Here is a 13,604-nt window from a genome sequence, read left to right on the forward strand (position 1 = left end):
GAAGGAGAACACGTGGCACCCACCAGTACCATCGTCGACACCCAGAAACGGGTAGCCGCGCACCTCGTCGGCCGGGAGCGTGAGCTCGAACTGACGCTCGCGGCCGTCGCAGCCAGCCGCGACATCGTACTTGAGGGGCCGCCGGGGACTAGCAAAACCACCATACTGAAAGCCATCACCGAAGAATGGGGTATCCCCTTGCTCTTCGTCGAGGGAAATGCCGACCTCACCCCAGCCAAACTCGTTGGTCACCACAATCCCGCGCGGGTGCTGCGGGAGGACTATAGCTCCGACAACTTCGTGGCTGGGCCCCTCATCGAAGCGATGCAACGCGGCGGGTTCCTCTATATAGAGGAGTTCAACCGGGCACCGGAAGACACCCTCAACACACTGCTCGCCGCGATGGCTGATCGTGCCATCGCGGTGCCCCGGGTCGGCACCATCATCGCGGCGCCGACCTTCCGAGTAGTTGCGTCGATGAACCCCTATGACAACGTCGGCACGACGCGGTTGTCGACGAGCGTGCACGACCGGTTGAACCGACTCGCGATCGGCTATCAGGATGAGCCAGCCGAACGCGGAATCGTCACGCTTCGCACCCAGGCCGACAGTGATCTCGCCAATCGCCTCGTTATCGACGCGGTATCCGTCACCCGGGCAACGAGGCGTCACCCGGATGTACGCCAGGGAAGCAGCGTGCGCGGCGCAATTGACTGTGTCCTCGTCGCGCTGCAACTCGCACTGCTTCGACACCTCAGGTCACCGCACGACGACGGCTACAAAGAACTCGTCTACGATGCCATGACCGTCTCCCTGTCCGGCCGCATCCACCTCGACGAGGCCGCGGAAAGCACGCCCGAGCGCGTGTTGCGACAGATCTGGGAAGACCATTTCATTCTGGAACCGGCCATTGCCGAGCCGGGTTGAAGGGAGATCGAAGCGGATACACCCCTTTCGAGGCCGGACCGCCAGAAACGGGCCAGAACCGCGTTGGGTCGCAAGCCGAAACAGCTCACGGAGGATCCGGTGGTCTTTGAGCCCGGCGGCGCGGGGAGCGCAGGCATGGTGTTGCGCGCGCAGACAATTGGGCGCGGTCCCGCGCCCAAATCGTCTCCGGGCACCACTGAAGCGGGAAACACCGACGAAATAGGTGAAATAGTGCTCGGTGGCACCGATGTGGTCGACATCGATCCCAGCGTGCGCGCCCGAGCCCGGCAGATAGCTGCGAGGCTGGCTATCCCCCGACCAAGAACAGACTCGCTGGCGCACCGCGGGTCGGGCAAGCTCACGAGTTTGCCCTACCGGGCCGGGTCGGACGAAATCGATCTCGATCGCACAATCGAGATGCTCGCCGAACACCCAATTCCGGAAGACGAAGACATCATCGTGCGGGAGCGCATTCGCACCCGCCGGTCGGTGGTGCTGCTCGTTGATGTGTCCGGATCAATGAAAGGCGAGCGAGTGCAGACCGCCGCCGCGACGGTCGGTGCCCTCGCGGGTGAACTCCAGCACGACTCCCTGGCCGTCATCGCGTTCTGGTCGGACGCAGCCATCCTGCTCGGTCTCGGCCGGGAGGTGAAGCCGATGGATCTGCTCGATTCCATCTTGCAGATGCCCGCCCGCGGACTCACGAACATCGCCTTCCCACTCGAACTCGCGGCGCGTCAGCTGGCGCAGGTACCAACACGGGAGGCGCGCGTGATCCTATTGTCGGACTGTGTGCATAATGCGGGTCCGGATCCACGGGAAAGCGCGGCCCGGCTGGGGCGACTCGACGTGCTCATCGACGTGAGCGGTGAGAAAGACATCGAACTCGGCCGGCAGCTCGCGACTGCCGGGCATGGAACCGCCCATCTCGTGCGCACCCACCGCGATGTCGCTCCGGCTATCAGTCGACTCTTTAGAACCTAAAACGACAACTAGAAAGCAGGAACTCCCATGGCAAAAAACGCATGGTTCGAAACCGTTGCCGAGGCACAGCGACGAGCCAAGAGAGCAATTCCCTCCTCCGTCTACGGTGCCCTCGTTGCGGGGTCTGAGCGCGGGCTGACCATCGACGACAACATGGCAGCGTTTGGCGAGCTCGGCTTCTCACCGCATGTCGCCGGGCACCATGCGGTGCGCGACCTCACGACAACCGTGATGGGCATCCCCATTTCTTTGCCAGTCATCATTTCCCCCACAGGTGTGCAGGCCGTGCACCCCGACGGTGAAGTGGCCGTTGCCCGGGCATCCGCTAACCGCGGCACCATCATGGGCCTGAGTTCGTTCGCCAGCAAACCCGTTGAAGACGTAATTGCTGCCAACCCAAACACGTTCTTCCAAATGTACTGGTCGGGATCGCGGGAATCGATGGTGCAGCGAATGAACCGGGCCCGGGCCGCCGGCGCCAAGGGACTCATCGCCACCCTTGATTGGTCCTTCTCCAACGGTCGCGACTGGGGCAGCCCGCAGATTCCGGAAAAGATGAGCCTGAAGGCAATGATCAACTTCGCGCCCAACGTGCTCCCCCACCCACAATGGCTCCTGCGCTTCGCGAAGTCCGGGCATATCCCCGACCTCACCGCTCCCAATCTCACTCCTCCCGGAGGCACTGCACCAACATTCTTCGGCGCCTACTACGAGTGGATGCAGACGCCACCACCCTCCTGGGAAGACGTCGCCTGGATGCGCGAAACCTGGGGAGGACCCTTCATGCTCAAGGGCGTCACCCGCATCGACGACGCCCACCGAGCCGTCGACACGGGTGTAACCGCCATCTCCGTGTCCAACCACGGCGGCAACAACCTCGACGGAACACCGGCGACAATTCGTATGCTCGCGTCGGTCGTCGAAGCCGTTGGCGGCGACGTGGAAATTCTGCTGGACGGCGGAATCCGTCGGGGCAGCGACGTCGCCAAGGCCCTCGCGCTCGGCGCACGCGCGGTCATGATCGGCCGTGCCTACCTGTGGGGCCTCGCCGCGAACGGCCAGGCCGGAGTCGAAAACGTACTCGACATTCTGCGTGGCGGACTCGACTCGGCCGTTCTCGGCCTTGGCCATGATTCAATCCACGAGCTCTCACCCGCAGACTTTTACATCCCGCCAACGTTCTCGCGCACCCTTGGAGCGACACTGAGCAACGTCGACGCTACGACCCGGCAATAATCACGTCACTAGCAACCACGTCACCGCCATGGCGGCGGCGCCCGGTACTTTTTGGGGCCAGACTTGAAGTCGAACGAGGGGGGCACAAGTGGATGGTGAATTGGCGTATAGCACCTGGCCATCGCTGCCGCCGGCCCCAGTCGTGCTCGTACCCCTTGGCTCGACGGAGCAGCACGGACCACACCTGCCGTTCTCCACCGACACCATAATCGCCTCGGCGGTGGCAGAGCGAGTCGCCACGGACCTGACCATCAGGGGGCATTCCGTCGTCGTCGCCCCCGCCCTGCAGTACGGGGCGAGCGGTGAGCACCAGAATTTTCCGGGAACCGTGTCGATCGGCACCGAAGCGCTCACGACGGTCATTATCGAACTGGTGCGCTCCCTGTCGACCTGGGCTGGCCGCATTGTGCTCGTCAACGGCCATGGCGGAAACCTTGCTGCGCTCACCGCATCCGTTTCTCTGCTCCGGGGCGAAGGTCACACTGTCGCTTGGGCTCCCTGCGCGGTTGCCCGGGGAGATGCCCACGCCGGAATCACCGAGACATCGATTCTGCTGCATCTCGACGCCAAGTTGGTCGACCTAGCATCGGTTGTGCCGGGCACGACGACGCCGATGTCTGCCCTTTTTAGCCGGCTCGCGTCGGAGGGCGTGCGAGCGGTGTCGCCGACCGGGATTTTGGGGGACCCGACCGGAGCCACCGCCGCGACCGGCGCTGCCCTCATGGCTGAGATGTGCGACGGTGTGCAGCGCCGGATCCTCGGCGAGTCCATCGACCCCCGCGGATGCCTCCGCGACCCCGCCCGGTGCACAGTACCGGCACCCGTCGCCACGGAAGATCGAACATGAAGCCGCCCGTCGCCTTGCTCCCACCCGGTTTCACGGTCGAACTCAACCGCACGGTCACAGTGCGTGACCAAGGCCGATCCTTGGTCGGAGGCTCCCCGACCCGCGCAATCTATCTCTCCCGGGCCGCCGCCAGCATGTTCGCCGGGCACCGCCTGGCCGTCGACCGTGCCGGCTCGGGCGCCCTCGTGGACAAGCTGCTCGAAATTGGCATGGCCGATCCGGTACTCGACACGCTCCCGGCAGCGGATGAGAGCGACGTCACCTACGTGATTCCAACCTACGGTCGGCCGCAATCCCTCGACCGCCTCCTAGCGAGCATTGGGCCACACAAATCGGTCATCGTCGTCGACGATGCTTCGCCCGATCCAAGCGAGGTGAAAAAGATCGCCGCCGCCGCCGGAGCCCGTTTCATCGCTCTGCCCGAGAATTTGGGTCCTGCCGGCGCACGTAATGCGGGGCTGCGATTGGTGCAGACGACCTATGTGGTGTTCGTCGACAACGACATGGTCGTCACCGACGGCGCTGTAGCAACATTGCTCCGGCACTTCGCTGATCCGAGGGTTGCCCTCGTCGCCCCGCGAGTGATCGGACTCCAGCTATCGACCCGGGTCAATTGGATCTCTCGTTACGAGGACGCACGGTCATCGCTCGACCTCGGACCGACTCCCGCCACGGTGCGGCCGCGCGCGCGGGTGTCATGGGTGTCGACGGCTTTCGTCGTAGCCCGCGTCGAAGCCCTCAGCGCCGGGTTCAGCGACGGTATGCGAGTCGGCGAAGACGTCGACCTCGTTTGGAGACTCGCCGAACAGGGCTGGAGGGTGCGCTACGAACCGGCCGCGACGAGCGCCCACGAACACCGAGTCACGTTTCCCGACTGGGCCAAGCGCAAAGCGTTCTATGGCACGGGCGGCCACGCACTGGCACTCCGACATCCAGGCAACATCGCCCCGGCGATCCTCGCGCCCTGGAGCGTCGGCGTCATCGTGGCGTTGCTCGCCCAGCGGGCATGGTCGATTCCTCTCGCCCTCGGAATTTCGGCCGTTGCCGCAGTGCGCATCTCGCGCAAGCTATCCCGCCACGAGCATCCGCTGCGTATCGGTATCGAGCTGACAGCCACCGGCGTCGCCGCATCGGTTTCGCAGACGATGGCCCTGCTCACGCGGCACTGGTGGCCAATCGCGGTGCTCGGCAGCATCATCTCCCGACGGGTACGCCGGGCAACGATCGCCGCCGCCATACTCGACGTCGTCCTCGACTACCGACGCACAAAACCGCAACTCGACATCGTGCGCTTCGGGATCGCACGCCGAGCCGACGACCTCGCCTACGGGACAGGTCTCTGGCTCGGCGCGCTCCGCGGGCACTCAACGGCGGCGCTCCGCCCCGACATCCGCGGACGTCGCTAGTTATTCGATCAAGCCGGAGCGCCGGAACTCGTCGACGAACGCCGTGGTCCTTTTTGACCCCGATCCTGCCTATACCGACCGCCTCGCACTGCTGCTTGAATAACTCGCTCGCAGAGCAGAGCTGCTGCCCTCCGCATCATTTGCGCCCATTCGCCAGCAGATGCGACGCTGGGTCGCGTCTCAGTAACCACATGGCAAGGCACCCAAATAGTGGACCCACGGCGAGCATAGAGAATCCGATCCCCCAACCCAAATGACTGACCACAAAGCCCATGGATTGGATCGTGACAAGGGTTACTGCGAAGCCCATACTGATTTGGATGGTTAGCATTGTGCCCACTGACTCTGCGGGTGACAGTTCTACGCCGCATGCTGAGAACTGAGCAGAATCCGCAATGATCGATATGCCCCAAACCACGGCCACGACGAGTATGAGCAAAGGTGGCCCCCCGAAGAGCCATCCAACCGAAAGCGCGCATGAACCACTGATCGCCATTGAACAAATCGTGACAGCCGTGCGACCATATCGGTCAGCTAAACGCCCACCGACCAGTGCCCCCAGGGCGCCCGCGGCAATGACAAGGAAGGTGGCTGCGGGTGCAAGCCCCGGTTGATCAACTCCCCGCGCGTCCAAGGACGCCCGAAAGAACATCCCGATCCATGCCCACATTGCATATAACTCCCACATATGGCCCAGATATCCTAGATTTGCCAAGCGAACTGGCCGTTTGAGCCAGGCAGCTTTCGCAACGTGGGGGTCGAACCGTTGGGCCCGCGTAAACGCAGGACCCAACTTCACAAATCTGACCAAGCACGCTGCCGCCAGAGCAGCAATCGATGCGACTGCATAAACAAGTTTCCAGTCCCAAGTTTCACCTATGGTGAAGAGATGGGGCAGAGCAGATCCAATTGTCAATGCTCCAACTAGTAAGCCGACAAGTTTCCCCAAGTCATTGGTAGCCCGACTGGCCACCATACGCATACCCACGGGGTAAATTCCTGCCAAAGATATTCCAGTAACGAACCTGAGAACCAGCGCTTCGTTTCCTGCTGGAGACACCACAAGCAGGGCTGCCGTTGTGGCCGCCGCCGCCACCGCCGACGCTGCAAAGAAATTCTTGGGGTCAAATCTGTCTGCCAAATTCAGAAAAGCACTGAACAGAGTGCCAATAACGAAACCAACTTGTAGCACACTGGTCATCGCAGCCATTCGAGCACTAGAAATGGGTTCGAGGATCGCAATGCTCGGCAACGCCGCAGTCGAGGCGAACCAGACGGACAAGGTCAGGACCTGACAAAGCAGAATCAGGCGAATTGACATGGTCCGCTCTCGCATATCCGGCAGTGTTCCTTGTTTGAGTGCCATTCGAATCCTTTACTCATTCGGCGGGAGACGTGTCTTTTTATCCCGAATTCGGGATAACCGCGACAAGACGTCTGTTCGCAAATTCCGTTTCCAGCTGTGCCTAGCCAAGCGGGCCGCCATCGTCGGCATGATGAGGTCTAGCCCGGTTCGGTCGTGAAAGTGCAAGAGCTGGGACCAATCTGCGGCACCTGATCTGGCGTTACAGCCGGTCGACCGCAGATGCCCATACCCAAGTGCGATGCACTCCCCGGCTCTGCCATTCAATGTAGACAGCACGGCGAGTCCATGCAAGAGCGTGGCCGTCGACGTGCGTGCTGATCTTCGGGTATCGCCCCCAGGCAAGCACAGAAATTGGCTCGGTAGCCACCGTGATGGGTTCCCAGCGCCGCCGCGCTCTTCCCACGTCAGGCCGATCGGCGCTGGTGAATCCGTATCGAGGTACGCAGACTCGACGGGCTGATATTTGTCTGCAGAAATCTGGTCGAACTGCTGCGGGAGGCCAGGACCTTGACTGGTTGTGCCCATACATACATTAGAACATAGATTCGAGAACATCGGTAGGGCGGCCACCTTCGCTCCCAGGATCTTCCACACGGCGCGGCCACGCCTGAAGACCGGAGCGCACCAGGAAGCGCCAGGACCGGGTACGGCCCGCCGCCTACTTGGCCGGCTTTGCGGCGACGGAGTCCGTTTGCGGGGCGGGGCGTGCTTCCGCCCGGTCGGCGCGGCTGCGCTGTTCGCGCGTTTCCTGGCGCAGCTCGGCAAGCTCGTCTCGGAGCGGGGTGAGTTGTTACTCGTGCGTGGTACGGAGGTCGCTCAGTCGTTGTTCGCCGCGGGTTCGCTCCCGTTCAGCATCCGTCCGGGCGGCGTCGCGTTCGACGGCTGCGGTGGCCAGGTGCTCGCGCAGCGTACTGGCCTCCTGCCGGATGGTGTCGTGGGCGGTGCGGGATTGGTCGAGCTGGTCCCGAATTTTGGCGAGGTCGGCCCCGGCACGCTGCGCTCGAGCTGCTTCGTCGTCGCCGCGGGCGACCGCGCCTCGAGCACGTTCCTCAGCTTCAGCTCGGGCGGCAGAGGCAGTCTCGGCGCGCGGTGGCGTCGTCACGCTCGTGCTCGGCCTCCCCCACTCGCGTGTGTAGGACCACAAGCTGCTCGCGCAACTGGGACAGCTCCGCCTGCACCTGTGTACTTTGGACCTCGGCTGCGGAGCAGGCAGCGGTCAGCTCGGCCATCGCCCGGTCGAGAGCCTGCTCCCGCTCCCCCCGCTCGGCCTCGGCCTGGCGTTGAGCTTCCCCGGCGCGGCTCGCTCGCGCCGAGGCGGCGGCGACGCGTTCAGCGGCCTCCGTCGTGACGGATTCGATCTGGGCCTCGGCAGCATCCGGGCCAGCGACAGTGCGCAACTCCTCGACGAGCGCGGTCAACTGCTGGCCGAGGTGCTCAACCATGCCGGCGACCTGCCCGTGGAGTTCCCCCACACGCTGACGCGCGGCGTCAACGGGACGCGTCTCGTCCGGGACGCTCCGGGTGGGCTCAGCGGTGAGTCGGCGCCGCGCGCGCCAGGCAGCCGCGCGATTGTGCCCCTCATCGTCGCAGTACTCGGGCGGCCGACCGGTGCTGTCATTTTCCGTTCACGATTGCACGGATGTCCGTTCACGCCTGCACAATTGGTTCGGAGACCGATTGACGAGGTCTTTTCTGCTCAGTTGTCCTCTGGAGCGGCCATGGCATTCAACTTGACCGGACCGCGCGACCACAGCACGCTGCATCGACGGCAGCCCTGCCGACGACCACTCGTGCCGACAACGGCGCAATAACCGCCGACACCCTCTTCGCGCGATCGCACAGAGCCTCCGGCATCGTCAACGTGCCGGGCTCAGAAAAACGTATCGATTTCGCGTCCACTCCGCCCCCCTTTTTATTGTGCAGAGGAGTAGTGAGCAAAAAGTCTTTTAGTGCAGGGGAGTACGGAAAAACCAGTGCTCAACATTCGCCTGCACAACCCCGAAAACACGCGGGTCGCTGTGCAAACGTGAACGGAAAATGATATCGGGATGCAGAAACGCTCCCGGCCGGAAAAGAGGACGACCAGGAGCGTTGATTGTGGGCGCGGTCCTGAGCAGGGCACGTGACGGGTCCACCGTTCTACCGTGGCGGAGTCGTTTTCCGAGCGATAATCATTTGGGTAAAGGCAGTAGGAGACACGCCCCCGAACCCACGATGGATGAAGTCGGCGACGATTTCCTCGGTGAGAACGGCGGTCACGATCGGTCCGCGCACGAGCGTGGTTGGCAGTTCGAGGTGTCGGGGACGCGCAACCCATCGATACCGTGCACGTGCCCGTATTGGTTGATGACGGCGCCCGGACCGTCCGCCGGCCCGAACCGCGCGTTGTCGCACAGATGAATCGCGGTGCTGCGGGAGTTCAGGAGTGCGGTTTTCTTTCTGCCAGGCCAGCCTGTCCGAGCAGGTATCGGGATTAGCGGGGTGATAGAGCCTGCGTGTCCTTTTCCGTGGCAGACCGCGCGGGCTGGCCGGGACAGCTGCAGGTCGGCTCAGGTCAAGGCCGTGGCTTCGGAGACGCGCAGCCCGGTGCTGATCAGCGTCATGCAAGTGTCCTCGTCCTCATTCGCGGGGGCGCAGGCGCACGTGATTAGACCGTAGCGTCTCGCTGCGTCCACAAGGCAGTAGCCGTGCAAGACTGGAGAATCATCTCTGCCTACGGCTTTCAGCCTGCGTCCCCATCCAGCTCCGCATCGGCGCCTCCAGTTGCCCCCGTGCCGGTGGCGGTGAATCCATGTGTGATCGAAGCGAAGGGGTTTTGATGTGTGGGATTTTGTAAGGAATCAGTATGAGCAGATCCTGTTCAGCAGTTGGCAGCACTTTAGCCTCGTCGTGCAATGCCTGATCCTGGCGACTGTCATCGCCGTCGTGCTGGCCGCCGTCGTCTACCGCAGTTCCGCGCTCACCGGGATCGCCAACTCCGTGTCGGCCATAGGCCTGACCATCCCATCGTTCGCGCTCATCGGGCTGCTCATCGCGCCACTCGGCTTCGGCGTCGTTCCTGCCGTCATCGTCGTAGCGTTCTTCGCTACCCTCCCCATTCTGCGCAACGCGGTCGTGGGCCTATCGGGTATCGCACCGTCGATCGTGGAATCCGCCCGCGGCATTGGCATGAGCCGGTTCCGCACGCTCCTGCAGGTAGAACTGCCCATGGCGTGGCCAATCATCCTCACAGGCATTCGGGTATCCGCTCAAATGGTCATGGGAATCGCCGCGATCGCCGCATATTCCCTCGGCCCAGGCCTGGGCGGATTCATCTTCTCCGGCCTGTCTCGCCTCGGCGGCGCCAACTCCCTCGAGTCGGTGATGACGGGCGTCATCGGCGTTGTCGTGCTCGCCCTTATTCTTGACCTCCTTCTCGTCGGCCTCGGCCGCCTGACCACACCCCGAGGTATCCGTGTCTGAACTCATTGCATCCAACAGCGCAGAATCCACCAGCACCGAAGATTCCCCGACAGGCATCACCGGTGCGAACATCCTGCTGGACCACGTCACTAAGCGTTTCCCCGGCCAGGCGCGCCCCGCGGTCGATGGTCTGACCATGGAGATCCCGGCCGGCAAGATCGTCATGCTCGTCGGCCCCTCGGGCTGCGGCAAGACCACCACCCTGAAAATGATCAACCGACTCATCGAACCGACCGAGGGCCGCATCGTCGTCGACGGTGACGACGTCACCAACATGAACGGCGATACCCTGCGCCGAGGCATCGGCTATGTCATTCAGGCCGGGGGGCTCTTTCCCCATATGACGGTGGCCACCAACATCGGCCTGGTGCCGAAAATGCTCGGCTGGGACAAGGCCCGCATCGCGGCGCGGGTCGACGAACTCCTCGAGCTCGTCTCCCTCGACCCGGTGCTCTACCGAAACCGGTACCCCAAGGAACTCTCCGGCGGCCAGCAGCAACGCGTCGGCGTGGCGCGCGCCCTCGCGGCCGACCCGCCCGTGCTACTCATGGACGAGCCTTTCGGCGCCGTCGACCCGATCACCCGCCTGCGCCTGCAGGACGAACTGCTCAACATCCAGGAAGAACTGCAGAAGACCATCGTCTGCGTCACCCACGACTTCGACGAAGCCGTCAAGCTCGGCGACTGGATCGCCATCTTCAACGAGGGCGCCCAGCTCGAACAGTACGACACCCCGGAACGCATCCTCGGCGACCCGGCCAACGAATTCGTCGAAAACTTTATCGGGTCAGGCGCCGGCCTCAAACAGCTCACCCTCACCCGGGTGGCAGAGGTCGGGTTCGGCGAGGCCGTCGTGGGAAGCCCCGGCGAACGGGCAGCGGATGTCCTAGCCCGCCTCATCGACGCCGGCCACGGCCACGCGGTCATCGTCGATGAGCGTCACCGTCCCATCCAGTGGCTCTCCCGCCGCAAGCTCGGCCGCCTCGAGCTCATTAGCAACGTTCCCGATCCGAAACTTCCGGTCGTCGGCTACCGTGCCACGCTCAATGACGCACTCGACACAATGCTCGTCTCCAGCGCCGGAGCCGCGCTCGTCACCGGCCGCCGCGACATGTTCAAGGGCGTCATCGACGTGCAGACCGTCATGGACGCCATTACCCGGTCACAGACCGCTGCCGTGCTCGAGTCGGACCAAGCGCCCGTCGGACTAAACACCGGCGTGTTCCAAGCGCAGGCGCCTGCCACCGACGCCGACCTGAACGAGACCGATAGCAACGGCGCCGACGCGCGGGCCGGTCAATGAGCACCCGCCGCCGAACTACAGAAGCCGGCATTTCCGGCGGCGACTCCGCCGTCGAAACACCCGGCGACCCGGCCGCGCCGGCAGTACCGGTCAGTCGTGCCCGCGCGGTATGGCAGTCGTGGCGGGGACTGGTCTACCAGCTGGCCGGTATTCTGCTCGCGTTCCTCGCGCTCGTCATCTGGCTACTGACGGCCAACCTGTCGCCGATCGAACTGACCACACTCGCCCCGGACGCGCTCTGGGTTTACACCGTGCAGCATATCCAGCTCACCCTCCTCGCCGCGGTGGTCGTGTTGGTCATCGCGATTCCCTTGGGAATCGCCCTGACCCGGCGGCCCCTGCGGTTTCTGACCGCTCCGGTGCTGGCGATCGCCAATGTTGGGCAAGCCGCCCCTGCGATCGGCGTCGTCGTGCTCCTCGCGTTCTGGGTTGGTTTCGGCTTCTGGGCGGCGACGCTGAGCCTCGTGCTTTACGCGATGCTCCCGGTGCTGCGCAACACCATGGTTGGCCTGCAGCAGGTCGACGCCCGCCTCATCGAAGCCGGACGTGGCATGGGCATGAGCTCCACGGCCGTGCTCTTTCGCGTGGAGCTCCCTCTTGCCGTGCCGGTGATGCTGTCGGGTGTGCGTACCGCCCTCGTTCTGCTGGTCGGCACCGCCGCCCTGGCCACGTTCGTCAACGGCGGCGGACTCGGCATCCTCATCACCACCGGCGTCAATCTCAGTCTCACCCCCGTGCTCGTCACTGGAGCCCTATTGGTGGCTCTGCTGGCCCTCCTCATCGACTGGATCGGCCGCGTAGCAGAACACGTCGCCCGCCCGAAGGGACTCTAGATGCACCGCCCCTCTTTTCACACCCGCCGCGGACACGTCGGCCACTGGGCTCAAGCAACGAGCGTCCTCGCTCTGTCCGCTGTCGCCCTGACCGGCTGCGGACTGCAACCGGCGACCTCATATGTACCCGCGGTTGGACCCGGGTCGATCACCCCGCTCGACGGTGCCGACGGCGTCAACCTCACCGTCACGTCCAAGAACTTCACTGAGCAGCTACTGCTCGGCAAGATCGCGGTGCTCGCCGGGACCGCCGCTGGATTCGACGTCACTGACCTCAGTAACGTGCCCGGCAGCCAGCCGGCCCGCGAGCTGCTTCTCTCTGGCCAGGCCGACGTGCTCTGGGATTACACCGGAACCGCATGGTTGACCTACCTCGGTCAGGCCGAGGCAATCACTGACCAGAACGAAATGTGGCAGGCCGTGTACGACCTCGACCTCACCAACGGTGTCACCTGGGGCGCGCCGGCACCGATGAACAACACCTACGCCCTCGCTGTGCGCAGTGAGGCAGTCGCCGACCTCGGCGGCATCACGGCCATGTCCGAACTTGCCGCGTTGCCGGTCGAGGATCGCACCTTCTGCGTCGAGTCCGAATTCAACTCCCGGCCAGACGGGTTAAACCCCATGCTCGCCCACTACGGACTGGAACGTGGCACCGCCAACGGCGTGCCCGACAGCAACATCGGCATCTACGACACCGGTGCCATCTACAGCGCAACCGACAACGGCGCCTGCAACTTTGGCGAAGTCTTCACAACTGACGGTCGCCTCGACGCGCTCGACCTCACAGTCCTGACCGATGACCTCGCATTTTTCCCGGCATACAACGTGGCACCGATCTTCTTCACCGACACAATCAAGGCCCACCCCGGCCTGGAAAAGATCTTCGCCGAGATATCACCGAAACTCACCGACGAGGTTCTGCGCGGCATGAACCGTCAAGTTGACGTCGACGGTGCCGAACCCGCCGATGTGGCCTATGAGTGGATGATCGAGGAGGGTTTCATCACCGACCCAGCCAGCTAACCAGACACGGGCGACGGATGCCGCGAACAGCACGATCGTCCGGGCCAGCATCGCAGAGGCAGGCCAGGCGTGCAGGTGCTCGAACAGCTCCTCATTGGCCTTGCCCCCGGTTAGTGGACACGGGTTAAGCGGCGAGTTGAACTTCCGCGGTCTGTGATGAGTATTGCAGTTCGAAGGCGACGGGGCTGACATCTCCGATCGAGGAGTGCCGGCG

The 13,604-nt window shown here is 63.7% G+C and carries 13 protein-coding genes; 9 read left to right on the plus strand and 4 right to left on the minus strand.

The genetic code is table 11. The features are described from left to right. Positions 1-12 precede the first annotated feature (12 nt). From E3T35_RS19025 to mftF, 5 genes are all read left to right on the plus strand, one after another. On the plus strand, positions 13-927 hold the full coding sequence (locus E3T35_RS19025) for a MoxR family ATPase (protein ID WP_134380716.1): 915 nt from the start codon (positions 13-15) through the stop codon (positions 925-927). Positions 928-1,158: 231 nt separating this feature from the next. Further along, positions 1,159-1,911, plus strand: coding sequence for a VWA domain-containing protein (locus tag E3T35_RS19030; RefSeq protein ID WP_198421053.1), 753 nt, complete (start codon positions 1,159-1,161; stop codon positions 1,909-1,911). A gap of 27 nt (positions 1,912-1,938) precedes the next feature. Next, positions 1,939-3,147, plus strand: coding sequence for a pre-mycofactocin synthase MftD (mftD, locus tag E3T35_RS19035; protein WP_134380722.1), 1,209 nt, complete (start codon positions 1,939-1,941; stop codon positions 3,145-3,147). Between the two features lie 88 nt (positions 3,148-3,235). Then, a complete protein-coding gene (gene mftE, locus E3T35_RS19040) occupies positions 3,236-3,994 on the plus strand; it encodes a mycofactocin biosynthesis peptidyl-dipeptidase MftE (RefSeq protein WP_134344806.1) in 759 nt (252 codons plus the stop codon). Continuing rightward, a complete protein-coding gene (gene mftF, locus E3T35_RS19045) occupies positions 3,991-5,400 on the plus strand; it encodes a mycofactocin biosynthesis glycosyltransferase MftF (protein ID WP_134380725.1) in 1,410 nt (469 codons plus the stop codon). The genes mftE and mftF overlap by 4 nt, the downstream gene beginning before the upstream one ends. A 136-nt stretch (positions 5,401-5,536) precedes the next feature. Here mftF and E3T35_RS19050 read toward each other — a convergent pair whose 3' ends face one another. From E3T35_RS19050 to E3T35_RS20350, 4 genes are all read right to left on the minus strand, one after another. Further along, on the minus strand, positions 5,537-6,766 hold the full coding sequence (locus E3T35_RS19050; RefSeq protein WP_198417725.1) for an MFS transporter: 1,230 nt from the start codon (positions 6,764-6,766) through the stop codon (positions 5,537-5,539). A 790-nt stretch (positions 6,767-7,556) separates the two neighbouring features. Next, positions 7,557-7,868, minus strand: a complete 312-nt coding sequence (locus tag E3T35_RS19055) for a hypothetical protein (protein WP_134344804.1) — start codon at positions 7,866-7,868, stop codon at positions 7,557-7,559. After that, positions 7,822-8,208 (minus strand): hypothetical protein, encoded by a 387-nt coding sequence (locus E3T35_RS19060; protein WP_134344803.1) that lies wholly within the window; start codon positions 8,206-8,208, stop codon positions 7,822-7,824. Before E3T35_RS19060 ends, E3T35_RS19055 begins: the two co-directional genes overlap by 47 nt. Positions 8,209-9,021: 813 nt before the next feature. Beyond that, entirely contained in the window at positions 9,022-9,309 is a 288-nt protein-coding gene (locus E3T35_RS20350) for a GMC oxidoreductase (protein ID WP_134345004.1), read from the minus strand. Positions 9,310-9,586: 277 nt separating this feature from the next. On the opposite strand from E3T35_RS20350, the gene E3T35_RS19070 reads away from it, so the two are divergent. From E3T35_RS19070 to E3T35_RS19085, 4 genes are read left to right on the plus strand one after another with little or no spacing between them, the layout of a single operon-like run. Beyond that, positions 9,587-10,228 carry an ABC transporter permease gene (locus E3T35_RS19070; protein ID WP_134344802.1) on the plus strand — a complete coding sequence of 214 codons (642 nt, stop codon included), beginning with the start codon at positions 9,587-9,589 and terminating at the stop codon, positions 10,226-10,228. Beyond that, a complete protein-coding gene (locus E3T35_RS19075) occupies positions 10,221-11,531 on the plus strand; it encodes an ATP-binding cassette domain-containing protein (RefSeq protein ID WP_134344801.1) in 1,311 nt (436 codons plus the stop codon). The genes E3T35_RS19070 and E3T35_RS19075 overlap by 8 nt, the downstream gene beginning before the upstream one ends. Beyond that, positions 11,528-12,364, plus strand: a complete 837-nt coding sequence (locus tag E3T35_RS19080; RefSeq protein WP_134380728.1) for an ABC transporter permease — start codon at positions 11,528-11,530, stop codon at positions 12,362-12,364. The genes E3T35_RS19075 and E3T35_RS19080 overlap by 4 nt, the downstream gene beginning before the upstream one ends. Beyond that, the gene (locus E3T35_RS19085; protein WP_134344799.1) at positions 12,365-13,390 is read left to right on the plus strand and encodes a glycine betaine ABC transporter substrate-binding protein; all 1,026 of its coding nucleotides are present in this window, start codon (positions 12,365-12,367) and stop codon (positions 13,388-13,390) included. Positions 13,391-13,604: the final 214 nt, after the last annotated feature.

Source organism: Cryobacterium sp. TMT1-2-2 (assembly GCF_004403505.1).
Classification (GTDB): domain Bacteria; phylum Actinomycetota; class Actinomycetes; order Actinomycetales; family Microbacteriaceae; genus Cryobacterium; species Cryobacterium flavum.

What these genes read in the sequence shown, in the direction of transcription:
- E3T35_RS19050 (WP_198417725.1), bottom strand. Translation starts at nt 6,766, where the DNA reads ATGGCACTCAAACAAGGAACACTGCCGGATATGCGAGAGCGGACCATG.
- mftD (WP_134380722.1), top strand. Translation starts at nt 1,939, where the DNA reads ATGGCAAAAAACGCATGGTTCGAAACCGTTGCCGAGGCACAGCGACGA.
- E3T35_RS19060 (WP_134344803.1), bottom strand. Translation starts at nt 8,208, where the DNA reads ATGGTTGAGCACCTCGGCCAGCAGTTGACCGCGCTCGTCGAGGAGTTG.
- E3T35_RS19080 (WP_134380728.1), top strand. Translation starts at nt 11,528, where the DNA reads ATGAGCACCCGCCGCCGAACTACAGAAGCCGGCATTTCCGGCGGCGAC.
- mftF (WP_134380725.1), top strand. Translation starts at nt 3,991, where the DNA reads ATGAAGCCGCCCGTCGCCTTGCTCCCACCCGGTTTCACGGTCGAACTC.
- E3T35_RS19085 (WP_134344799.1), top strand. Translation starts at nt 12,365, where the DNA reads ATGCACCGCCCCTCTTTTCACACCCGCCGCGGACACGTCGGCCACTGG.